The sequence below is a fragment of the Pseudomonas sp. MWU13-2105 genome (assembly GCF_023242315.1).
Classification (GTDB): Bacteria; Pseudomonadota; Gammaproteobacteria; order Pseudomonadales; family Pseudomonadaceae; genus Aquipseudomonas.
The window spans coordinates 106,166-128,235 of sequence record NZ_JALLIY010000002.1 but is presented as its reverse complement, the minus strand read 5'-3'; the positions used below and the strand labels follow the sequence as shown (position 1 = coordinate 128,235).

The following is a 22,070-nucleotide window of genomic DNA, read 5'->3' as shown; positions in this document are numbered from 1 at the left end:
TCCCTGCCATTTTTCTCCGGGACACAGGTTTACGCAGATGAGCAAGACTTCTCTCGATAAGAGCAAGATCAAGTTCCTTCTTCTCGAAGGCGTCCACCAATCCGCTGTCGACGTCCTCAAGGCCGCCGGGTACGCCAATATCGAGTACCTCACTGGCTCCTTGCCAGAAGCCCAGTTGAAGGAAAAGATCGCCGATGCACACTTCATCGGCATTCGCTCGCGCACCCAACTGACCGAGGAAATCTTCGATCACGCGAAGAAGCTCGTCGCGGTCGGTTGTTTCTGCATCGGCACCAACCAGGTCGACCTCAACGCGGCTCGCGAGCGCGGCATCGCCGTGTTCAACGCGCCCTACTCCAACACCCGCTCCGTTGCCGAGCTGGTGCTGGCCGAAGCGATCCTGTTGCTGCGCGGCATTCCCGAGAAGAACGCTTCCTGCCATCGCGGTGGCTGGATCAAGAGCGCGGCCAACTCCTTTGAAATCCGTGGCAAGAAGCTCGGGATCATCGGTTACGGCTCGATCGGTACGCAGTTGTCGGTCCTCGCCGAAGGCCTGGGCATGCAGGTGTTCTTCTACGACACCCTGACCAAGCTGCCGCTGGGCAACGCCACACAGGTCTCGAACCTGACCGAGCTGCTGGGCATGTCCGATATCGTCACCCTGCACGTTCCGGAAACCGCCGAAACCCAGTGGATGATCGGCGAAAAGGAAATCCGCGCAATCAAGAAAGGCGGGATCCTGATCAACGCCGCACGCGGCACCGTGGTCGAGCTGGACGCCCTGGCGAACGCGATCAAGGACAAGCACCTGATCGGCGCGGCCATCGACGTATTCCCGGTGGAGCCACGCTCCAACGACGAAGAGTTCGAAAGCCCGCTGCGTGGCCTGGACAACGTGATCCTGACCCCGCACATCGGTGGCTCGACCGCCGAAGCCCAGGCCAACATCGGCCTGGAAGTGGCGGAAAAGCTGGTCAAGTACAGTGACAACGGTACTTCGGTGTCCTCGGTCAACTTCCCCGAAGTGGCCCTGCCGGCTCACCCTGGCAAGCACCGCCTGCTGCACATCCACGAAAACATCCCGGGTGTGATGAGCGAAATCAACAAGGTCTTCGCGGAAAACGGCATTAACATCTCCGGTCAGTTCCTGCAGACCAATGAGAAAGTCGGTTACGTGGTGATCGACGTCGACGCCGAATACTCGGACCTGGCGCAAGAGAAACTGCAACACATCAACGGCACCATCCGCTCCCGCGTGTTGTTCTAAGCCTCAGGCGCTGGACGAAAAAAGGGAGGCCTGCAAGGGCCTCCCTTTTTTTCTGTCGGATTTACTTCACGTTGACGGTGATGACTTTCGAGGCGACCGTTGGATTGAATTGCATGTGCCCCTTGTCGCCGGCCACCAATTGCAAGGTGTGCTTGCCCGGGGTCAGGGTCAGTTGGGTTTCGGTCTGGGCCTTGCCGTAGTGGATCACGGTGTCGGTCGCCGGGATCGGCAGGGCCGGGTCCGGCAGGGCCTTCTGGTCAACCAGCAGGTGGTGGTGACCGGAGCCTGGCGTCTCATCACCGGCCGGCTTGAGCACCAGGCCCTTCATGCCGAACTTGACCGTGAAGGTCTTGTCGACCGTCGCGCCGTTTTTCGGCGAAACGATAAAGACCTTGGCGTCCTTGGGCGCCGCAATACGCGGAAGATCATCCGCAACCGCCAGCATCGAAGAACCCAGTAAAACAGTAGCCAACGCAACACGAGACACTAAGGTTTTCATTAACTTCTCCAGTTTTCCGTCATTTCAGTGCGGTTATGACAACTTTGTGGCGATTTGTGGTCCAAGGCACTCAACAACATAGCAAAACGTGCCTGAACGGCGCGGTACATATTTGTATTCCAATTCGGGAGCGACCATGCGTTTTCTGCCTGGCCTATTACTTTTACTGCCCCTCACCAGCCCTTTTGTCCAGGCTGAACTGATTGATGACGTCAACGACCGGGGCGAGTTGCGCATTGCCCTGGAAGGCGACATGCGGCCCTTCGGCTTTACCGAAGACGGGCGCCTGACCGGCTTCGAAGTCGAGCTGGGCGAACAACTGGCCCGGGAACTGGACGTACAAGCCTCGTTCGTCCCCACCGACGCCAGCGATCTGCTGCAAGGCGTCGAGACAGGCAAATACGATGTCGCCATCAACCACATGGCTATGACTGCGGAACTGCGCAAACGTTACGACTTCAGCGAACCTTATGGTTACGCCAGCGCACAATGGCTGGTGCACAAGGAAGCGCAGCCGACGCAGATTCCATTCGCCATGGGCGCAAGTACATTAGCAGTCACGCAGGACGCGTCCGAGGCGCCGATAGTGACCCTGGCGATTCCGTTCCAGAAAGGTAATCCGGCGTTCCAGGCCAGCCTCGACAACGCGTTGCAGCGCCTGAGGGCGGACGGGCGCCTGGCGGCGCTCTCGCAGAAGTGGTTCGGGATGGATGCAACCCAACCGCCGAAGCAGTGAGCAGGCAGCGAATTGAATGCGCAAATCAGGCCCTGGAAGCAAAGCGGACCTGTAGGAGCAGGGCTTGTCGGATCGCCGCAGCGCCGCGAAGCCTTGAGAGCGCTAAAGGCTTCGCGAGCAAGCTCTGCTCCTACAGGGCCGGTATATCCAGGCGCTGCAAGGCGACAAGCGCTTCAGGCAGTTCCAACTCACTGAACACCTGCACGCCAGCCTGCTTCAACAGCGCCGCCGTGACCCCTTCGCCGCGGACCTTCACCCCGCTGAAGGTCCCGTCGTAGGCCAGCCGGTTGCCACAGGACGGGCTGTTGGCCTTGAGTACCGCGATCCGGATGTCATGCCGCCGCACCAGCTCCAGCGCCTGATGCGCGCCAGAGAGAAAGGCCTCGCTGACATCCTCGCCGTCGCTGGTAATCACCCGGGCCAGCCCTTCCAGAACCTGCGCGCCCTGCCCGCCGGGAATTTCCGCCGCCGCCCGGGGCGTCGGCAAGCCGCCGGCTACTTCCGGGCACAACGGCACAACCCGCCCTTCGGCCTGCCACTGGGACAACTGCGCATAAGGCCCGCTGGCCCCACCGTCATAACGAACCAGATGCCCCAGCAAGCAGCGACTGACCAGGATCTTCTGCATCACGGGAACGGATCGCTGCCGCGTCGACGAAACCAGCCGGTCAGTGACAGGCGCTCACGCGTTGCCGGCAAGACTTCATGGGGCACCTCACCCGAGAGGAACAGCACCAGGCAACCGCCGGTCGGAACCACGTCATGTTCCACGTCGTCCTTCAGATACATGCGCAGCTGGCCGCCGTGCTCCGGCAACCAGGCATCGTTCAGGTAGATCACCGCCGAGACCGTCCGTCGGTCGTCGTCACGAAAACGGTCCACATGTTTTTTGTAAAAGGCCCCGGGCGGGTACAGCGCGAAATGGCTTTCGAAGTCCTCGAGCCCCAGGAACAACCCACGATTGAGGGCTTCACGCAGGCTCTCCATCAAGCCCATGTATTCATCGCAGGGCCCGGTCTGGCCCGGCTCCAGCCACTGGATATGATCGCCACGAATCGCCTCGCGGACTTCCTGGGCCGGCCCGCGCCCCACCCCGGCCGGGGCCAGCTCGCCCTCGGCGGCGCGCTGGCGGCACTCGGTGGCCAGGGCGACGGTCAGCGCTTGTGGCAGGAAGATGTTCTGCTGCGACCAGCCGCGCTCGGCCAGGTCGTCGACGATACGTAACAGCAGCGGATGATCAGAGGGAATGTGCATGCCGCGCATAGTATCCAGATGCCCGGAAATCCGACAGAGCCCCCCGAACGACTTACAGGAATTCTCGACAAGTACCGCGCTCGCCGGGACAATAGCCGGCTGTAGACAGGAGTCCCTATGCGCCGTTTGCTTTTTTCACTGTTGATGTTCTGCACCTTGCCCGCCTGGGCAGACAACCACGACCAGCTGTATCGGGTCGCCGGTTGGCCGGAACAACGCGCGCATTTCAACGATGCCCTGAGCGCCGCCCAGCAAAAGTACCGCAACAGCCTGCCACCGGCGGTCTATGACGCGCTGGTGAACAACAGCAACCAGCGTTTCGCGCCCCAGGCCATGGACCAGCGGGCGGAGGCCCAGTTGCGCCAGAACCTCGACAACCCGAAGCCGGCCCTGGCGTTCTTCCAGTCGCCGCTGGGGCGCAAGATCGTCTCCGCCGAATTGCTCGCCACCCGCCGCGACCAATTGGCCAAGAACGCCAAGGGCCTGCCGCATATCGAAGCCAGCGCCACCCGCCGCCTGCTGATCAACCACCTGGGCCGGGCACTGCCGGCGCGCGAGGCCGGGGCGGAAGTCAGCCTGGCCATCGCCGGCGTGGCAGCCGACAGCCTGAGCTCGATGATCCCCGGCCTGCTGGGCGCCGGCGCGGCACAAAGTATGTTGAACGGCCAGCGCGAGCGCTTGATGGAACAGATCGGCAACGACCTGGATAACACCTTGCTCTATGTCTATCGCGGCCTGTCCGACCCGGAGCTGGAAGAGTTCAGCAACTTTGCCGAGTCGCCGGAAGGCAAGGCCTACTACCAGGCCGCACTGGCGGCGATTCGCGCCGGGCTGGCGGTGGGTCAGAACCTGTCGGCCAAGCCGCCCGGAAACTGACGGCAATGCTCAGTGACCGGCAAGCTACCGCACCATGAGAACGGGGCTGGCGGCAGCCTAGAATCTGAGCCAGTCCGCCCCTGGAGCTGCGCACCACGCTTATGCGGGTTGTGCCTGCCCCTCAAGGGACCAGGCTGCGACCCACTCCCGCACATCAGCGTAGGGATAGGCCTCCAGCGCCGAAAACCCCGGCAGCGCCCTCGCTTTCAACTTCGTGAACAACGGCACGCTGATACCGCACAGGAATCGCGTCAGACACTCCGCGCTCGGCGAATGCCCATTATGCTCCTGGTGCCTGTGGATAAATCCACTGCAAAGCCCCGGGAAGTCGCGCTGATCAAGGGCAGGCAATGCCGGTGGCTCCGGCAGGCACGCCACCTGCCCGTGACACACCGAACAATGCCCGCAACGCTCAGGCGCCTGCTCGTCGCCGAAATAGCGGGCCAGCCGATAACCCAGGCATTGCTCGGTCGCAAACAACGCCAGCATCGCGTGAATCCGGGCAATCTCGCTGACCTCATGCTGGGCAAAATAAGCGTACAGCTCCAGGCTCAGGGCATGGGGATCGAAGTCACTGACCAACAGGCTGTAGACCTCGGTCATCTGCTTGCTTTCCAACTCGATCCAGCGCCGCTCCTGGAAGAAGTCCAAGGCCTTCACTACCCGGCCACGCTCAGCCTGATGCTGTTGATACAAGGCGTCGAAATTCACCGTGGCCCAGGTCCGCGCGCGACTGGAGGTCTGGATAATCGCCGAGACGAAGTCGCGCCGCTCGCCCTCGAACTTCGCCAGCAACACCTCGGGCTCCACCAGGAACTTGAACCGGTATTCGGCAAAATACGCATAGCGCGGCGCAATCAAGCCACGTAACTCCAACTGGACCAGCAAGGTCTTGAGCGGCAACTGGCGGATATTGCTCTGGTCCGCCAAAGGCCCGAGCAAGAACTCCCACTGGCCGTCCGGAATCGTCCCCTTCAACTCGTCCAGCACCCGGCGAATCCCCTCCAGCTCCGGCGTATCGCCATAGACGAAGTTCTCCAGCACATTGAGGCTGTCGCGGTTGGCCAGCACCAGACAATCGGAAGGCAGGCCATCGCGCCCGGCTCGGCCGATTTCCTGGCTGTAATTCTCGATGGACTTGGGCAGGTCGAAATGCACCACATTGCGGATATCGGCCTTGTCGATACCCATACCGAACGCGATGGTGGCGACGATGCAGTTCAACTGCCCGGCCATGAACTGCTTCTGGATCGCCTCCCGCTGCTCATGGGGCAAACCGGCGTGATAGGCCGTGGCCGGGATTTCGTTGCGGCTCAGGTGCTGGGCGATCTGCTCAGCGGTCTTCTGCAAGGTGACGTAGACAATACTCGGCTGCCCGAGGCGCCCGCCCAACCACTCCACCAGCCGACGATGCTTGTCCTGGCCGCCGACCGATTCTACCAGCAGGTTCAGGTTCGGCCGATAGAAACCGGTGGTGACCACATCGTCCGGCGCAATGGCGAACTTGGCCTGCATATCGGCAATCACCTTCGGCGTCGCGGTGGCGGTCAGCAGCAAGGCCTGGGGAATGCGGAACTGGCGCTGATAGTCCGGTAACTTCAGGTAGTCCGGGCGGAAATTGTGACCCCACTCGGAAATACAGTGCGCCTCATCCACCACCAGCAGGGAAATCTGCACCTGCTGGAGAAAATTGCGGAAGCGCTCGTTCTTCAGGCGCTCCACGGAAATCATCAGGATCTTCAGCTCGCCGGAACGGGCCCGGGCCATCACCGCATTGGCTTCATCGCGGCTCTGCGCCGAGTCGATGCTCGCCGCCGCAATACCGTGGCGTTGCAGAAAGGCCAACTGGTCCTGCATCAGCGCCAGCAGTGGCGACACTACCAGCGTCAGGTGTGGCAGGAGCAGCGCAGGCAGTTGATAACACAAGGACTTGCCGGAACCGGTGGGAAAGATCGCCGCCGCCGAACGCCCGGCCAATACCGAGCCGATCGCCGCCTCCTGGCCGCCGCGAAACTGTGGATAACCAAAAACCCGCTGGAGGGTGTCGTGCATAAGCTGTCACTCCGTTGACCGCTGTGGATAAACAAACCCTAGGCGGTCGGGCGAGAAAAGGTCCGAGGCAAGCATTACAAACTGCTACGGCGCGCCAGACTAGCGCAAAGCAGGCCGCGGTTGCGCGATGGCGGCCAATACCCGGATACAAATCCACAGATACGCTCCTGTGGAAATATCGATTGCATCAACTTCTCCGGGAACGTTATGCACAGGGGCTTGCCGACTCACACAACGCCCCCTGTAACGACCTCCGGAAACGAACAACGCGCCAGACAGGGCGCGTTGCAGGGGTAGATCAGTTTGCGATCTCAGCGATTTTTAACCCGCTCGATCGCCGTGTCATACACCGGGTTGGCTTTCTGTTCCTTGGCCAACTCGTAGTGGCGCTGGGCGTCGGAGAACTGCCCGGCGTCTTCGTAGATACGCGCAATGTTGTAGTAGGAACTGGCGCGCACGGTGTTGGCCGAGCTGCCAGCTGCCAGGGCCACTGCCTTGCGGTTGGCCCAGATGGCTTCAGCGGTATTGCCGGCCTTCTGATACGCCAGACCGAGGTTGCTGTAGGCCTGACCAAAGCCGTTGTTCAGATCGATGGCCTGACGGAAGAAGGCAATCGCCTGTTCCAGATTACCGGCCTTGTAAGCCGCCTCGCCCTTCACATTCAAAGCCTTCGCATCGATCTGCGCCGTCGAGCTGACCGCTACAGCGGCGACCGCGACCTTGTCGTCGAGCAGCGGCGAGACTTCATTCAGCACATCCTTGGCGCCCACGGTCACGCCACTGAAGGTGTTGATGTCCTGGAAATCACCGTTGCCGGTCATGCGGAATACGGTCCACAGGTTACCGCTGCGATTGACGGGAACGTAATAGGTACGGACCAGCGACTGGCCCATGTACACAAACACCGTGGCCTGGCTGTTGGACAACTGCCGAGAGCTCGGATTGCCAGCGTTGGTGTAATCATGCACCGCATACACATAGCTTTCGCCGTAGTGCTTCTTCTGCAGGGTGATGGTTTCCGGGCCATAGCTGTCGGTGTCATCCACATCCAGCTCGGCGTCGGCGCCCTTCTGTTGTTCGAAGTAGATGTTGTTGCCAGGGAAAATCATGTGCGAGTCGAGGTCTGCCGGGGTCTTGCCCCAGGTCAGCACCACGCGCAGGCCGTCGAGGCTCTGCATCACCGGACTGACGGCGTAGGTCATATCCTTGCAGGGACACTTGACCACCAGATTGGAATAACCGGCCTTCTTGATGATCAGCAGGTTGCTGGCATCGTCGGCAAAGTTGGCCTCAAGGACCACTTGGCCCTGGGCGTTGGTCTTGCCGACCACGTTCTGCTCGCCGTTGCGCTGCAACAGCACTTCGGCGTCAGCGATCTTCTGGTCCTTGACCACGGCACTGAGGACTTCGATGGGCAATTGCCCGGCCTGGACCGACCAGGCGGCGGCACACAACGACAAGACCGAGGCCACGCGAAGCAGAGACATACTTAACTCCCTTTAAGTGAAAAATTCGAGCACCGGATGGCACCCACGAATTTGCTGGGAAACATACCGATTTTTTGTCTGATGCGTCTGCTTTTTAAAAGGGAAATTTCATTTTTGTGGAGGCGTCGTTACTCGCCAACGGCCGTTTGACGATTTAATCTGCGACTCCCCTCAAAGCCCACGAGAAAGCGCCGATAACCCGCTGACTCACCAAGGAAGGCAGCGGCGACATGCATCCCCCCGAGCAAGAAGATGACGATGGCGTCATCCGTTTCAAACGCCTGCACCCCGAACATTTTGACGTGGTGCTGGGATCGCATCCGGCCAAACAGAAAGTACCGCGCCCAGCGCAGCCCAAATCCTATGGAATGTGGGTATTGGTGCTGATTCTGGTGGGCATGCTCGGCTACATGACGGTCAACCGTAACAGCAGCCACCCGATCCCTGTTGTACCACTGCCGGCGGATGAGCCAGTGCCGATTGAAACGGCCAAGCCGTCCGAAGCGCCAGTGGAGCCGGTATCGCATCCAGAACCTACCGCCAAACTCGTGCCAGCGCCTGCACCGCAAGTGGTTGTCGTGGTGCAGACCCAGACGCCCGCAGCAGTAGCACACGCCGCAGCCCCACCCACCCCGAAGGTCCAGGGCCTGGTGTCGGCCAGCTACCTGGCTGGCTACCAAGCCAACTTGAACGCGCCTGAAGCCAGACAGACACGCCAATACGAAATCGCCACGGTGAGCATTCGCGAATGGGATGGCCGCGACCGTTATCAGGCGAAATGGCGGATCTTCAACAACGTCATCGACAATGCCAGCGTCTGCGGCAACTTCCTCGCCGGCAGCACCGAACGCCGTGAATGCCGTAAATCGGCGGAGGTGTTTTTCAAGGAGCAGTGCGGCGAATGGGGCAAGCGCTGGGACCGCGACCAGGATGAGAAAAGCAAGGAAATGCAGGTGCGCTATTGCACGGCGATGAAGACGTATAGCGCGGCGGAGTAAATCTGACGCTCCTGCCGAGCCCCATCTATCGATGCCACTTCGGCTGACCCGAAACAAGCGCCTATCAACGCCTTCAGGCGGCCAGCGACCTGCTGGAAACCATGACGTGTGTGAGCCTCATCACCACCTGCGACAAAGACTTCACCCACATCACCAATGCCGCGTAACTGTTGGTGCGTGAAGGCTGCGACCTGTTGCCGCTGGCTCAGCAGCGGACAATGGCGTTGAGCAGGCAAGTCGCTCAGTAACACCATCAAAGACAGGCCATTTCTCTACAGGAAATGGCCTACTTAGCTTGGGTAATTCACAACCCATTTTGAGAGTCTGGCTACGAGAATGAAGGTAAGAGCTGATCCACAGCAGGTATCAGCGCCTTCATTTGTTTTCCGCCAAACGTGAATCGTTGCGAAACAGGGCCCGCAGATAAACGTTATACATTGCCCATGCCCAGCCCGAATCATGGGCTAGCGTTACACTTTAAAACCTCTGCCCAGTGGCAAGCCTTATGAGCAAACTGACCTTTCAAGAAAAGCAGGATCACTACAACAAGATCCGCAGATCAAACCGCCTGACCAGTCTTCGCCTGGCAGGTTTCAATACCACACCTACCGATCTGGAAAGACCACTTCCGACGATGGAAGCCATCCTCAAAAAGTGTCGCGACACCTCACGCTCTGGGTGAACAAATACAGCCCCCCATCACTTTGATTTTCAAACCCGCATTAACCAAAAAGCCGCCCCAAGGGGCGGCTTTCTTTTCAACCAGCAGAGCAACCGATACTTACAACTTCGGCCCAGCCGCCTTGATCGCGTCACTCACGTCGAACTTCTTGAAGTTCTCAATGAACAGACCCGCCAGCGCTTTCGCCGCTTCGTCGTAGGCAGCCTTGTCAGCCCAGGTGTTGCGTGGGTTCAACAGGCCAGTCTCGACGCCCGGTACGGCCAACGGCACGTCCAGATTGATGGTGTCCAGGTGCTCGGTTTTCGCGCCAATCAACGCGCCGCTCTGGATCGCGGCAATCACGCCACGAGTCGTCGGGATGTTGAAGCGCTTGCCGACGCCGTAGCCGCCGCCGGTCCAGCCGGTGTTGACCAGGTAGACCTTCGAGCCGAAACCACGGATGCGCTTGATCAGCAGTTCAGCGTACTCGCCAGCCGGACGCGGGAAGAACGGCGCGCCGAAGCAGGTGGAGAAGGTCGACTTGATGCCGGCGCCCGAACCCATTTCAGTCGAGCCCACCAGTGCGGTGTAGCCGGACAGGAAGTGGTAAGCCGCCTGCTCTTCGCTGAGGATCGACACCGGTGGCAGTACGCCGGTCAGGTCGCAGGTCAGGAAGATCACGGCATTCGGCTCGCCACCGAGGTTTTTCGGTGCGCGTTTTTCGATCAGTTCACGCGGGTAGGCCGCGCGGCTGTTCTGGGTCAGGCTGTCGTCGGCGTAGTCGGCCTTCTTGGTCACTGGGTCCAACACGACGTTTTCCAGCACGGCGCCGTGCTGGATGGCTTTCCAGATCACCGGCTCGTTCTTCTCGGACAGGTCGATGCACTTGGCATAGCAACCGCCTTCGATGTTGAACACCACGCCCACGCCCCAGCCGTGTTCGTCGTCACCGATCAGGTAACGGCTTTCGTCAGCCGACAGGGTGGTCTTGCCGGTGCCCGACAGACCGAAGAACAGGGTCACGTCGCCCTCTTCGCCCATGTTCGCCGCGCAGTGCATCGGCAGCACGTCGACCGCTGGCAGCAGGAAGTTCTGCACCGAGAACAGGGCTTTTTTCATCTCACCGGCGTAACGCATGCCGGCGATCAGGACTTTCTTGGCCGCAAAGTTGAGGATCACGGTGCCGTCGGAGTTGGTGCCATCACGCTCTGGCACGCACTCGAATTCCGGCACGTTGAGGATCTGCCATTCGTCCTTGCCACCGGCGTTGTACTGGCCGGCTTCCGGGTTGATGAACAGGCAACGGCCGAACAGGTTGTGCCAGGCGGTACCGGTGGTCATCTTGACCGGCAGGTAGTGCGCCGGGTCGGAACCGACATGCACATGGGAAACAAAACGATCGCGCTCGCCGATAAAAGCTTCGACACGGTTCCACAGGGCGTCGAACTTGTCGGCCGGGAACTTGCGGTTGATCGGGCCCCAGGCAATCTCAGCCTGGGTCGACGGCTCTTCGACGATAAAACGGTCGACCGGCGAACGACCGGTACGGTGACCGGTGCGCACGACCAGCGCGCCGGTGTCGGCGAGTTCGCCTTCACCACGAGCCAGGGCTTCTTTTACCAGATCGTCAACACTCAGATCGGTGTACACGGCATTGTTTGCTTGCGTCATGAGATTCCCCGTCGGCCACTGGCCGAGTGCTCCAAACGTTTTGTAGTAGAAAGTCGCGCACTACTACCGCGAAAAAAGTGGGCCGGATTATGCCAGAAAAGCCCAAAAAAAGTAGGGTCCTCCTGTCAGAACGCCCATTTTCTGTCGTTTGACAGGAGATTTACCTGCACTGAAACGTTTTAGTGACGAGTATCTGACGGGGTGTCGACGCCGGCGCCGGCGAACAGTTGCAAAACATCGGCGGCGTCGAACAGGTAACGCTGGTTGCAGAATTGGCAATCGACCTCGATGTGGCCCCCATGTTCGACCACCAGTTGCTGGGCATCTTCCAGCCCCAGGCTGACCAGCGCATTGCCCGAACGCTCCCGTGAACAGCTGCAATGGAAGCGCAGCGGCTGGAGGTCGAACAGGCGCACGGCTTCTTCGTGGTAGAGGCGGTGCAGGACGGTTTCGTTGTCCAGGCTCAGCAGCTCGTCGGCGCTCAGTGTGCTGGCCATGGCGGTCAGGTGCTGCCAGCTGGCATCGCGTTCGTCCTGCTCGCGCAGGCGGTCGGCGGGCAGTTGTTGCAGGAGCATGCCACGGGCACGACGGCCGTCGGCGTGGAGCCAGAAGCGCGTGCCGACCTGCTGGGACATGACGAAGTAGTTGGTGAAACACTCCGCCAGGGTTTCGCCGTCGAGGTCGACGATGCCCTGGTAGCGCTGGCCCTGGGTCGGGTCGACGGTCAGGGCGAGCACGCCGTTGGGCATCAGGTCGGCCAGGGTCGCGTCAGCCGGGATCAGCTCCGCGTCATAACGGGCCAGGCCACGGATCTCGCGCTCGCTGGAGCATTCGATCATCAGCAGCGGCACCGGGCCGTCGGAACGCGCCTGGAGAATCAGCAGGCCGTCGAACTTCAGGGTACCGACCAGCAACGACGCGGCGGCCATCAGCTCACCGAGCAGTTGCGCGACAGGCTCCGGGTAGGGGTGCTTGGCCAGCACTTCGGCGTAGCTGCGCTCCAGCGACACCAGTTCGCCGCGAGTGTCGCTGTCATCGAAGATGAAGCGCTGGGTGTAGTCGGTGTCCGGTAGGTCTGACATAGGTATCGATTCTGGAAGTGGGAATAAGGGTGTTCTGCCCAGGCAAGTGAGCATTTTATGAACAAACAGGATTTGTACCAAGCAACATGGGGGCGAATGGCGCTCAGTCAAGGGCATAAGATCCCGTAAGCCGTGCAGGGCCAACAAGGGCGGCGGCGAATCGCGCATCGCCATCGCCGGCAAGGACAGCACCTGTCCGCTAAACCTGATCTCCCGCACGGCGCCCTAGTCGGCGGCGCTGCCCCGGAACTTGAACAGATCACGGCGCTGTTTCTTGCTCGGCTTGCCGTCGGTGGTCAGGCCCAGCGCGCCGGCCTTGCGCTGCGCCGCGGCGGCCTCGCGCTTGGCCAGGCTCTGCTCGGTTTCGGCATAGAGCGTTTGCGCCTCCGGTGCGCCACGGCGGACCAATGACAGCGCCCGCACCACCACGGTCCGTTCGTCAAAACCGGTGCGAATCTGGATCTCGTCGCCCACCCGCGGCTCCTTGCCCGGCTTGCAGCGCTCGCCACGACAATGCACCTTACCGCTTTCGATCGCCGCCTTGGCCAGGGCACGGGTTTTATAGAAACGTGCCGCCCACAACCACTTGTCCAGCCGAACCTTGTCGTCCTCTTCCGCTTTCTGCGCCACTGTCCGTCCTCAAACTGAAATATTGTCGAACTGTACTACCGTTGCTGTCGAAGCTGAATGGTCCTGGCCAGTCTAGAATGCCTGGTGATCCTGGGGGTAATTTCACAACCTGAAACAGCTCGCTGAGATAACTATCGCCATTTACCCAATATTCTGCGTGAATACCGCGATTACGGCTGCCAGGCAGCCCGGGCGCCTTTCTCCACCGGTTGAGCATTTTGAAGACATTTGACCATTTGACTGTTGTGGGTCTGCGCGAGTGGGTGGCGCTTCCGGATCTGGGAGTCGCCGGCCTGCGGGCGAAAATCGACACCGGCGCCAGCACCTCCAGCCTGCATGCCACCGAAATCGAGCCCTTCGAGCGTGATGGCGAGAAGTGGGTGCGTTTCACCGCCCACCTGGGCAGCGTGGTGCAACTGCGCCACCGTCGCTGCGAAGCGCCGCTGCTGGCGATGAAGACCATCAAGAGCTCCAACGGCCACGCCCAGGTGCGTTACGTGATTGCCACCACCCTGGCCCTGGGCGACCGGGTCTGGCAGGTGCAGTTCACTCTCGCCTGCCGCAAGGCCATGCGTTATCGCCTGTTGCTCGGTTCCAAAGCCCTGATCGATGGCCAGTTGGTGGTCAATCCGGGGCAAAAATACGTTCAAGACAAGCCGGTTTTCCCGGTCACTACTACCTCTGCCACAGGTGTTGCATGAAGATCGCTGTGCTGTCGCGTAATCCGCGTCTGTATTCCACTCGTCGCCTGGTAGAGGCCGGCGTCGCCCGTGGCCATGAGATGGTGGTGGTCGACACCTTGCGCGCCTATATGAACATCGCCAGCCACAAGCCGCAGATCCACTATCGCGGCAAGCCCCTGGAAGGTTTCGATGCGGTGATCCCGCGGATCGGCGCCTCGGTGACGTTTTATGGCTGCGCGGTGCTGCGCCAGTTCGAAATGATGGGGGTGTTTCCCCTCAACGAGTCGGTGGCTATCGCCCGTTCACGGGACAAGCTGCGTTCGCTGCAATTGCTCTCGCGGCGCGGGATCGGCTTGCCGGTGACCGGCTTTGCCCACTCGCCGGACGATATTCCCGACCTGATCGCCATGGTCAACGGCGCACCGCTGGTGATCAAGGTGCTCGAAGGCACCCAGGGCATCGGCGTGGTGCTGTGCGAGACGGCGACGGCGGCGGAATCGGTGATCGAGGCGTTTATGGGCCTGAAGCAGGACATCATGGTCCAGGAGTACATAAAGGAAGCCGGTGGCGCCGATATCCGCTGCTTCGTGGTTGGCGACAAGGTGATTGCGGCGATGAAGCGCCAGGCCAAGCCCGGGGAGTTCCGCTCCAACCTGCACCGCGGCGGCAGCGCCAGCCTGATCAAGATCACCCCGGAAGAACGCATGACCGCGATTCGCGCGGCCAAGGTGATGGGCCTGAGCGTGGCCGGGGTGGATATCCTGCGCTCCAATCACGGCCCGCTGGTGATGGAGGTGAACTCCTCACCGGGACTGGAGGGTATCGAGGTGACCACCGGCAAGGATGTGGCCGGGATCATCATCGAGCACATCGAGAAGAACGGCGGCCCGAACATGACCCGGACCAAGGGCAAAGGCTAAGCCCCAGGGTCTGCACGAGAACTAGCCGAGCTGCGATCAGGCGAGCCTGTTTTTTAACGCCGCATGGTCGCTGCGCAGGCAGGTCTCGTGCAGAGCCTAGACCGCGTCGCGGGGCAACATCAGCCCCAGCGGCAAGCGAACCCGTGCCTCCAGGCCACCACCGGCGCGGTTGCGCAGTTCGACATTGCCACCATGCATCGAGGCGATCCGCCTGACGATCGCCAGCCCCAGGCCCGTGCCCTTGCCGCCACGGGCCTTGTCGCCCCGGGTGAAGGGATTGAAGATGCCTTCCAGTTCCGCCGGATCGATCCCCGCCCCGCGATCCATGACACTCAGCACCACATAAGGCGCGCTGCTGTCGCCCGAGACATAGGCCGCCACTTCCACCCCTTCGCCGGCATGGTGCAAGGCGTTGCCGATCAGGTTGTTCAACAGCCGCTTCATCGACACCCGACGCAACGGGAACGGCTGGATCGGTTGCAGCCGCGTGCGCACCCGCTCTTCGCTCTGGTTGTAGGGCGCCACCACTTCACGCACCAGCTCGCTCAGGTCGACCTCTTCCACCGACTCGTCACGGCCGTCGCGGATAAACGCAAGGAACTGGTCGAGAATCGCGTCCATGTCCTCGATATCGCGGACCATTTCGTCGCTGAGATCGTCATGGTTGCCCATCAGCTCCAGCGACAGGCGCAGCCGCGTCAAGGGCGTGCGCAAGTCATGGGACACCCCGGCCAGCATCAGCTCCCGTTCTCGCCCCGCCTGTTCGACGTCCTCGGCCATCTGGTTGAAGGCGCGGTAGACTTCGGTCATTTCGCTGGGAGTATCACTGATCGGCAGCCGTACGCTGCGCCCCTGGCCGAGTTGCCGCGCGGCATCGACCAGGCGCTTCAGCGGCTGGTTGAGCTGGCTGACGAAGATCCAGGCAGACGCTGTGGAGAGCAGGCCGATAGCCAGGAACCAGCCCAGCACACTCCAGATTTTCTGCCCGCGCAGCGGGTGCGGATACAGCGGCACTTTCAGCCAGCCGGCACCCAGGCTCGGGGCCCGTACCCAGAGGGCCGGCGGCGAGTGCATGCGCAATCGCACCTCGGTGTCGGCGCCCAGCTCGGCCTGCATCTGGCGCTGGTAGATCTCGCTGTAGGGCCAGTGCTGTTCACCTTCCGGCACCCCACCGCTGACCACCCGGATCAAGCCGGCGGCATCGGCGATCTTGTCGCGATCGTCCTCGTCCGCCGCCCAATAGGCGCGCAGGGTCAGGGCCACGCCGTGACTGTACTGACGGTCCACCAGCACGTCTTCGTTCATCAGCAGGTAGACCAGGGTCAGCGCCTTGGAGAACAGCACGACGATCAGCACCAGCCAGAGGGTGCGGGCGAAGAAACTTTGGGGGAACCAGAGAGGGGTTTTCATGGGCAGCCGCTGGACACTTTGCAGAGGCGAGCGGGCGGGCTCGCATATTGCGGATTGCGACTCGCCCGGGGGCTTGCGCACACCCGGGCGAATCGTTCCTACCAATCAACAGGCGCCCGTCAACAGGCACCGGGCATCGTCACTTGGTCGCGGCGCCGTCCGGCACGAACACGTAACCCACGCCCCAGACGGTCTGGATATAGCGCGGCTTGGACGGATCCGGTTCGATCATGCGGCGCAGACGGGAAATCTGTACGTCGATGGAGCGCTCCAGGGCATCCCACTCACGGCCACGGGCCAGGTTCATCAACTTGTCGCGGGTCAGCGGCTCACGGGCATGCATGACCAGCGCCTTGAGCACGGCGAACTCGCCGGTGGTGAGCATGTGCACTTCTTCGCCGCGCTTGAGTTCGCGGGTGGCGAGGGACAGTTCGTAGTCGCCGAAGGTCACGCTTTCGTCTTCGCTGCCCGGTGCGCCCGGCACCGGTGCCGACTGGCGACGCAACACGGCCTTGACCCGGGCCATCAGCTCGTCGGGGTTGAAGGGTTTGGCCAGGTAGTCGTCGGCGCCCAGTTCCAGGCCCTTGATCCGGCTCAGCTCGTCGCCCTTGGCGGTGAGCATGATGATCGGCACCTGGTTGTTCGCCGCGCGCAGGCGACGGCAGGCGGTCAGGCCGTCTTCGCCGGGCAGCATCAGGTCGAGGACCACCAGGTTGAAGACTTCGCGCGACAGCAGGCGGTCCATCTGTTCGGTGTTCGCCACTGCGCGGGCGCGATAGCCCTTGCTGGTGAAAAAACGTTCCAGCAGGCTGCTCAGCCCGGGATCGTCATCAACGATGAGAATTTTTTCGCCTTCAGCAGGGTTTGCAGTGCTGCTCATTGGATGCTCCTTTGATCTCGGCACGCATTATGGGCCCAGCGGCCCTTATCCGTATCCGGTGCATTGTTAGCAGATTTTTCCTCAACTACCAGTAAACGCTCTAAAGGCCCCGCGCGGGTGCACAATCCCCGCAAGCCGGGAACGCTGGTTATAATGCGCCGCCTCTTGTCTCAGGCAACGTCTGATCATTGCTGTGGTGTGCCGCTCTTTATTTTCCAAGGCACACAGCAATGTGCTGATTTCATGGGTCTCAAGGCTGCCTTTTGATCCCAAACCAGATTCGTCCCGATGGCTTGAGAGCCTCGACGCGTCTGCTTTCACACTTTGTCAGGTGGTTTTATGGACAGCATCAACAGCCGCATCGCCGCAGAACTCGGCGTCCGCCCACAACAGGTCGAAGCGGCCGTCGCTCTACTGGATGAAGGCTCCACCGTGCCCTTCATCGCGCGCTACCGCAAGGAAGTGACCGGCAGCCTGGATGACATCCAGCTGCGTCACCTGGAAGAGCGCCTGCGCTATATGCGAGAACTCGACGAACGGCGCATCAGCATCCTCGCCAGCATCGAGGAGCAAGGCAAGCTGACCCCGGAGCTGGCCCGCGATATCAAGCTGGCCGACACCAAGACCCGCCTCGAAGACCTTTACCTGCCGTACAAGCAGAAGCGCCGCACCAAGGGCCAGATCGCCCTGGAAGCCGGCCTCGGCGAGTTGGCGGACGGCCTGTTCAACGACCCGGCGCTGAACCCGGAAAGCGAAGCCGCGCGCTTCGTCAACGGCGAAAAAGGCGTGGCGGACGTGAAGGCGGCCCTGGAAGGCGCCAAGTACATCCTGATGGAACGCTTCGCCGAAGACGCCGGCCTGCTCGACAAGCTGCGCAACTACCTCAAGCAGGAAGCCACCCTGAGTGCCCGGGTGATCGCCGGCAAGGAAGAGGAAGGCGCCAAGTTCCGCGACTACTTCGAACACGACGAGCCGCTGAAAAGCATGCCGTCGCACCGCGCCCTGGCGATTTTCCGTGGCCGCAACGAAGGCATCCTCAGCTCCGCGCTGAAGGTCGGCGACGAGCAGCCGGGCAGCATGCACCCGTGCGAAGGGATGATCGGACAACAGTTCGGCATCCAGAACCAGAACCGCCCCGCCGATAAATGGCTGGGCGAAGTGGTGCGCTGGACCTGGAAGGTCAAGCTCTACACCCACCTGGAAACCGACCTGCTGGGCGAACTGCGCGACGGCGCGGAAACCGAGGCGATCAATGTATTCGCCCACAACCTGCACGACCTGCTGCTGGCCGCGCCGGCCGGCCCGCGCGCCACCCTGGGCCTCGACCCGGGCCTGCGCACCGGCTGCAAGGTCGCGGTGGTGGACGCCACCGGCAAGCTGCTCGACCACGCCACCGTCTACCCGCACGTGCCGCACAACAAGTGGGACCAGACCCTCGCCGTGCTCGCCGCCCTGTGCGCCAAGCACTCGGTGGACCTGATCGCCATCGGCAACGGCACCGCCAGCCGTGAAACCGACAAGTTGGCCGCCGAACTGATCAAGAAATACCCGGCGATGAAGATGACCAAGGTCATGGTTTCCGAAGCCGGCGCCTCGGTGTATTCGGCCTCGGAGCTGGCCTCCAAGGAATTCCCCGACCTCGATGTGTCGATCCGCGGTGCCGTGTCGATTGCCCGTCGCCTGCAGGACCCGCTGGCCGAGCTGGTGAAGATCGATCCGAAATCCATCGGTGTCGGCCAGTACCAGCACGACGTGTCCCAGCTCAAGCTGGCTCGCGGCCTGGATGCGGTGGTGGAAGACTGCGTGAACGCCGTCGGCGTCGACGTGAACACCGCCTCGGTGGCGCTGCTGGCGCGGATTTCCGGCCTCAACCCGACCCTGGCGCAGAATATCGTCAACCACCGCGACGAAAACGGCGCGTTCAAGACCCGCGCCGCGCTGAAGAAAGTCGCCCGCCTCGGCGAGAAGACCTTCGAACAGGCCGCCGGCTTCCTGCGGGTGATGAACGGCGACAACCCGCTGGACTCTTCCGCCGTGCACCCGGAAGCCTACCCGCTGGTACAACGCATCGCCGCCGAAACCGACCGCGACATCCGCTCGCTGATCGGCGACGCCAGCTTCCTCAAGCGCCTGGACCCGAAGAAATTCACCGACGAAACCTTCGGCCTGCCCACCGTCACCGACATTCTCCAGGAGCTGGAGAAGCCCGGCCGCGACCCGCGCCCCGAGTTCAAGACCGCTTCGTTCCAGGACGGCGTCGAAGATCTCAAGGACCTGGAACCCGGGATGATCCTCGAAGGCGTGGTGACCAACGTCACCAACTTCGGTGCCTTCGTCGATATCGGCGTGCACCAGGACGGCCTGGTGCACATCTCGGCGCTGTCCGAGAAGTTCATCAAGGACCCGCGTGAAGCGGTGAAAGCCGGCGATGTGGTGAAGGTCAAGGTCATGGAAGTCGACATCCCGCGCAAACGCGTCGGCCTGTCGATGCGCATGAGCGACACCCCGGGCGAAAAAGTCGACGGTGCCCGCGGCTCGCGTCCGGGCTCGGCACCACGGCCATCGCAGAACAGCGCGCCGCGCAAGGAAAGCACTCCGGCCGCGCCGAGCAATAATGCGATGGCCTCGCTGTTCGCCAACGCCAAACAGTTGAAGAAACGCTGATGGAGCTGCCTGACGGCCTCACCCAGAGCGCTTTCAGCAAGATGCTCGGCTGCCGCCCGCAACGCCTGGAAAATGGTGTTGCCGAAGTGGCCCTGACGCTGGAGCCGCACCTGCGTAATCGCGGTAACGTGATGCACGGCGGGGCGATCTTCAGCCTGGTGGACATCTGCATGGGGCTGGCCTGTTCCAGCTCCCATGGCTTTGACCAGCGCAGCGTGACCATCGAGTGCAAGATCAACTACATGCGCGCGGTATCCGAGGGCGAAGTGCTGTGCGTCGCCACGGTCATCCATCCCGGCCGCCGTACCCTGGTGGTCGAGGCCGAAGTGCGCCAAGGCGACAAACTTGTCGCGAAAGCACAAGGCACGTTCGCTGTTCTCTAGCCGCCCCTGCTCGATTTGGGTTAATTTCGACACTGTGAAAGCAGTGTCGGGGTTTTCCCTGTCACCGCCTCCGACCCAGGGAGGAAGTGTCGGCGTTTTCTGATATTTACCAGGCGACCACGCCAGTTCTCAACTTCACCCTTGTAGACCGTCTTGCCCACCCCCATATTGGGGCGACCGACGCGTGAAGGAATCCAACTTGAGCGAACTTCTCAACCGCCGCCTGGCTCTGCTCGGCGAGCGCGACCACCTCTCTCTGCTCGAACAGTGCCTGCACGGCATCGAGCGTGAATGCCTGCGCGTCACCAGCGAAGCTCGCCTGGCGCAGACACCGCACCCCGAAGAGCTGGGCTCCGCACTGACCAACGAACAGATCACCACCGATTATTCCGAGTCGCTGCTGGAGTTCATCACTCCGGCCCTCGCCGACCCGGCGGACACCCTCGCCAGCCTGGACAAGATCCATCGCTTCGCCTACAGCAAGCTCGGCAACGAGTACCTGTGGAGCCCGTCGATGCCTTGCCCGCTGCCAGCGGAAGAAGATATTCCGATCGCCTATTACGGCACCTCGAATATCGGCAAGCTCAAGTATGTGTACCGCCAGGGCCTGGCCCTGCGCTACGGCAAGACCATGCAGTGCATAGCCGGGATCCACTACAATTTCTCGCTACCGGAGAAGCTCTGGCCGGTGCTCAGGCAGGCCGAAGGTTTCGTCGGCAGCGACCGCGACTACCAGTCGCTGGCCTACATCGCACTGATCCGTAACTTCCGGCGCTACAGCTGGCTGCTGATGTACCTGTTCGGTGCCTCGCCGGCCCTGGACGCCGGCTTCCTGCGCGGTCGCTCCCATCAACTGGAGCAGTTCGATGCCGATACGTTGTACCTGCCCTACGCCACCAGCCTGCGCATGAGCGACCTGGGCTACCAGAGCAGCGCCCAGGCCGGCCTGACGCCGTGCTACAACGACCTGACCAGCTACACCGACAGCCTGCGCAAGGCGGTGGCCACGCCCTACGCGCCTTATGTGGAGATCGGCACGCACAAGGATGGCGAGTGGGTGCAACTCAACACCAACATCCTGCAGATCGAAAACGAGTACTACTCCACCATTCGCCCCAAACGCGTGACCTATACCGGCGAGCGGCCGATCCAGGCGCTGATGGCCCGTGGCGTGCAGTATGTCGAGGCACGTTGCCTGGACATCAACCCGTTCCTGCCGACCGGCATCGATTTGACCGAGGCACGCTTCCTTGATGCGTTCCTGCTGTACTGCGCGCTGAGCGACAGCCCGTTGCTTGAAAACAACGAGTGCGGCAATGCCACCGCGAACTTCCTCACCGTGGTCAAGGAAGGTCGGCGTCCGGGCCTGCAATTGCAGCGTCAGGGCCAGGCGGTGGACATGAAGGAGTGGGCCGCCGAGTTGCTGGAGAAGATCGCGCCGCTGGCGGCGTTGCTGGACCGCAGCCACGCTGGCGACAGCCACAGCAAGGCCCTGGACGAGCAGTTCGCCAAGGTCAAGGACTCGTCCCTGACACCATCGGCCCAGGTATTGGCGAGCATGACCCTGCACAAGGAAAGTTTTGCGCAGTTCTCGATGCGCCAGAGCCAGGCCCATGCCAAGTTCTTCCGCGACCAGCCGTTGAGCAAGGAAGAGCAGGCCGGCTTCGAGGAAGCGGCGCGCAAGTCGCTGGTGCAACAGGCTGAGCTGGAACAGAACGAGGTGGGGGATTTCGACGTGTTTGTCGGGTCGTACCAGGCGAGTATTCTGGCGATCAGTAACTGATGCTGCGCTGCCACTGACGCTTTCGCGGGCAAGCTCCGCTCCCACAAGATCGGTGTCGTACACAGAAGACGCGTACGACGCAGGCCTTGTGGGAGCGGAGCTTGCCCGCGAAGATGCCCTCAAGGCTAACAAAA

At 61.7% G+C, this 22,070-nt stretch carries 20 protein-coding genes; 10 read left to right on the top strand and 10 right to left on the bottom strand.

Translation table 11 applies throughout. The annotated features are described in order from the left end of the window. The first annotated feature begins 37 nt into the window (after positions 1 to 37). Positions 38 to 1,267 (top strand): phosphoglycerate dehydrogenase, encoded by a 1,230-nt coding sequence (gene serA, locus M5B96_RS03305; RefSeq protein ID WP_248795062.1) that lies wholly within the window; start codon positions 38 to 40, stop codon positions 1,265 to 1,267. A 61-nt stretch (positions 1,268 to 1,328) separates the two neighbouring features. Here serA and M5B96_RS03300 read toward each other — a convergent pair whose 3' ends face one another. After that, complete coding sequence (locus M5B96_RS03300; protein ID WP_103497960.1) at positions 1,329 to 1,766, bottom strand: DUF4399 domain-containing protein; 438 nt, start codon at positions 1,764 to 1,766, stop codon at positions 1,329 to 1,331. A gap of 136 nt (positions 1,767 to 1,902) precedes the next feature. Here M5B96_RS03300 and M5B96_RS03295 point away from each other — a divergent pair, with 136 nt between their 5' ends. After that, the gene (locus M5B96_RS03295; protein ID WP_248795061.1) at positions 1,903 to 2,502 is read left to right on the top strand and encodes a transporter substrate-binding domain-containing protein; all 600 of its coding nucleotides are present in this window, start codon (positions 1,903 to 1,905) and stop codon (positions 2,500 to 2,502) included. A 130-nt stretch (positions 2,503 to 2,632) separates the two neighbouring features. On the opposite strand, the gene M5B96_RS03290 is transcribed toward M5B96_RS03295, so the two are convergent. Continuing rightward, positions 2,633 to 3,130, bottom strand: a complete 498-nt coding sequence (locus tag M5B96_RS03290) for a DUF523 domain-containing protein (protein ID WP_248795413.1) — start codon at positions 3,128 to 3,130, stop codon at positions 2,633 to 2,635. Further along, positions 3,130 to 3,765 carry a 2OG-Fe(II) oxygenase gene (locus tag M5B96_RS03285; RefSeq protein ID WP_248795060.1) on the bottom strand — a complete coding sequence of 212 codons (636 nt, stop codon included), beginning with the start codon at positions 3,763 to 3,765 and terminating at the stop codon, positions 3,130 to 3,132. The genes M5B96_RS03290 and M5B96_RS03285 overlap by 1 nt, the downstream gene beginning before the upstream one ends. Before the next feature lie 108 nt (positions 3,766 to 3,873). Here M5B96_RS03285 and M5B96_RS03280 point away from each other — a divergent pair, with 108 nt between their 5' ends. Next, positions 3,874 to 4,632 carry a DUF2059 domain-containing protein gene (locus tag M5B96_RS03280; protein ID WP_248795059.1) on the top strand — a complete coding sequence of 253 codons (759 nt, stop codon included), beginning with the start codon at positions 3,874 to 3,876 and terminating at the stop codon, positions 4,630 to 4,632. Between the two features lie 99 nt (positions 4,633 to 4,731). On the opposite strand, the gene M5B96_RS03275 is transcribed toward M5B96_RS03280, so the two are convergent. Next, the gene (locus M5B96_RS03275) at positions 4,732 to 6,684 is read right to left on the bottom strand and encodes an ATP-dependent DNA helicase RecQ (protein WP_248795058.1); all 1,953 of its coding nucleotides are present in this window, start codon (positions 6,682 to 6,684) and stop codon (positions 4,732 to 4,734) included. A 311-nt stretch (positions 6,685 to 6,995) separates the two neighbouring features. Continuing rightward, positions 6,996 to 8,171 (bottom strand): tetratricopeptide repeat protein, encoded by a 1,176-nt coding sequence (locus tag M5B96_RS03270; RefSeq protein WP_248795057.1) that lies wholly within the window; start codon positions 8,169 to 8,171, stop codon positions 6,996 to 6,998. A gap of 230 nt (positions 8,172 to 8,401) precedes the next feature. On the opposite strand from M5B96_RS03270, the gene M5B96_RS03265 reads away from it, so the two are divergent. Together M5B96_RS03265 and M5B96_RS03260 are read left to right on the top strand one after the other, a co-directional pair. Further along, the gene (locus M5B96_RS03265) at positions 8,402 to 9,169 is read left to right on the top strand and encodes a hypothetical protein (RefSeq protein WP_248795056.1); all 768 of its coding nucleotides are present in this window, start codon (positions 8,402 to 8,404) and stop codon (positions 9,167 to 9,169) included. Between the two features lie 505 nt (positions 9,170 to 9,674). Continuing rightward, on the top strand, positions 9,675 to 9,851 hold the full coding sequence (locus tag M5B96_RS03260) for a YhfG family protein (protein ID WP_248795055.1): 177 nt from the start codon (positions 9,675 to 9,677) through the stop codon (positions 9,849 to 9,851). Between the two features lie 99 nt (positions 9,852 to 9,950). Here M5B96_RS03260 and M5B96_RS03255 read toward each other — a convergent pair whose 3' ends face one another. The 3 genes from M5B96_RS03255 to M5B96_RS03245 all read right to left on the bottom strand — a co-directional run bounded on the left by M5B96_RS03255 (position 9,951) and on the right by M5B96_RS03245 (position 13,213). Beyond that, a complete protein-coding gene (locus tag M5B96_RS03255) occupies positions 9,951 to 11,501 on the bottom strand; it encodes a phosphoenolpyruvate carboxykinase (protein WP_248795054.1) in 1,551 nt (516 codons plus the stop codon). Positions 11,502 to 11,680: 179 nt separating this feature from the next. After that, on the bottom strand, positions 11,681 to 12,583 hold the full coding sequence (hslO, locus tag M5B96_RS03250) for an Hsp33 family molecular chaperone HslO (protein WP_248795053.1): 903 nt from the start codon (positions 12,581 to 12,583) through the stop codon (positions 11,681 to 11,683). A gap of 225 nt (positions 12,584 to 12,808) precedes the next feature. After that, positions 12,809 to 13,213 carry an RNA-binding S4 domain-containing protein gene (locus tag M5B96_RS03245; RefSeq protein WP_248795052.1) on the bottom strand — a complete coding sequence of 135 codons (405 nt, stop codon included), beginning with the start codon at positions 13,211 to 13,213 and terminating at the stop codon, positions 12,809 to 12,811. Positions 13,214 to 13,431: 218 nt separating this feature from the next. Between M5B96_RS03245 and M5B96_RS03240 the strand changes: the two genes are divergently transcribed. Further along, positions 13,432 to 13,914, top strand: coding sequence for an ATP-dependent zinc protease (locus M5B96_RS03240; protein ID WP_248795051.1), 483 nt, complete (start codon positions 13,432 to 13,434; stop codon positions 13,912 to 13,914). Beyond that, positions 13,911 to 14,816: a 30S ribosomal protein S6--L-glutamate ligase gene (rimK, locus tag M5B96_RS03235; protein WP_040071574.1), complete on the top strand. Its 906-nt coding sequence runs from the start codon at positions 13,911 to 13,913 to the stop codon at positions 14,814 to 14,816. The genes M5B96_RS03240 and rimK overlap by 4 nt, the downstream gene beginning before the upstream one ends. 96 nt (positions 14,817 to 14,912) lie before the next feature. On the opposite strand, the gene M5B96_RS03230 is transcribed toward rimK, so the two are convergent. Together M5B96_RS03230 and ompR are read right to left on the bottom strand one after the other, a co-directional pair. Next, positions 14,913 to 16,226: an ATP-binding protein gene (locus M5B96_RS03230; protein ID WP_248795050.1), complete on the bottom strand. Its 1,314-nt coding sequence runs from the start codon at positions 16,224 to 16,226 to the stop codon at positions 14,913 to 14,915. Between the two features lie 139 nt (positions 16,227 to 16,365). Next, a complete protein-coding gene (gene ompR, locus M5B96_RS03225; RefSeq protein ID WP_100942051.1) occupies positions 16,366 to 17,106 on the bottom strand; it encodes a two-component system response regulator OmpR in 741 nt (246 codons plus the stop codon). Between the two features lie 339 nt (positions 17,107 to 17,445). Here ompR and M5B96_RS03220 point away from each other — a divergent pair, with 339 nt between their 5' ends. From M5B96_RS03220 to gshA, 3 genes are all read left to right on the top strand, one after another. Next, complete coding sequence (locus tag M5B96_RS03220) at positions 17,446 to 19,770, top strand: Tex family protein (protein WP_248795049.1); 2,325 nt, start codon at positions 17,446 to 17,448, stop codon at positions 19,768 to 19,770. Then, positions 19,770 to 20,153 carry a PaaI family thioesterase gene (locus M5B96_RS03215; RefSeq protein WP_248795048.1) on the top strand — a complete coding sequence of 128 codons (384 nt, stop codon included), beginning with the start codon at positions 19,770 to 19,772 and terminating at the stop codon, positions 20,151 to 20,153. Before M5B96_RS03220 ends, M5B96_RS03215 begins: the two co-directional genes overlap by 1 nt. 199 nt (positions 20,154 to 20,352) lie before the next feature. Beyond that, entirely contained in the window at positions 20,353 to 21,936 is a 1,584-nt protein-coding gene (gene gshA, locus M5B96_RS03210; protein WP_248795047.1) for a glutamate--cysteine ligase, read from the top strand. The last annotated feature ends 134 nt before the right edge of the window (positions 21,937 to 22,070 follow it).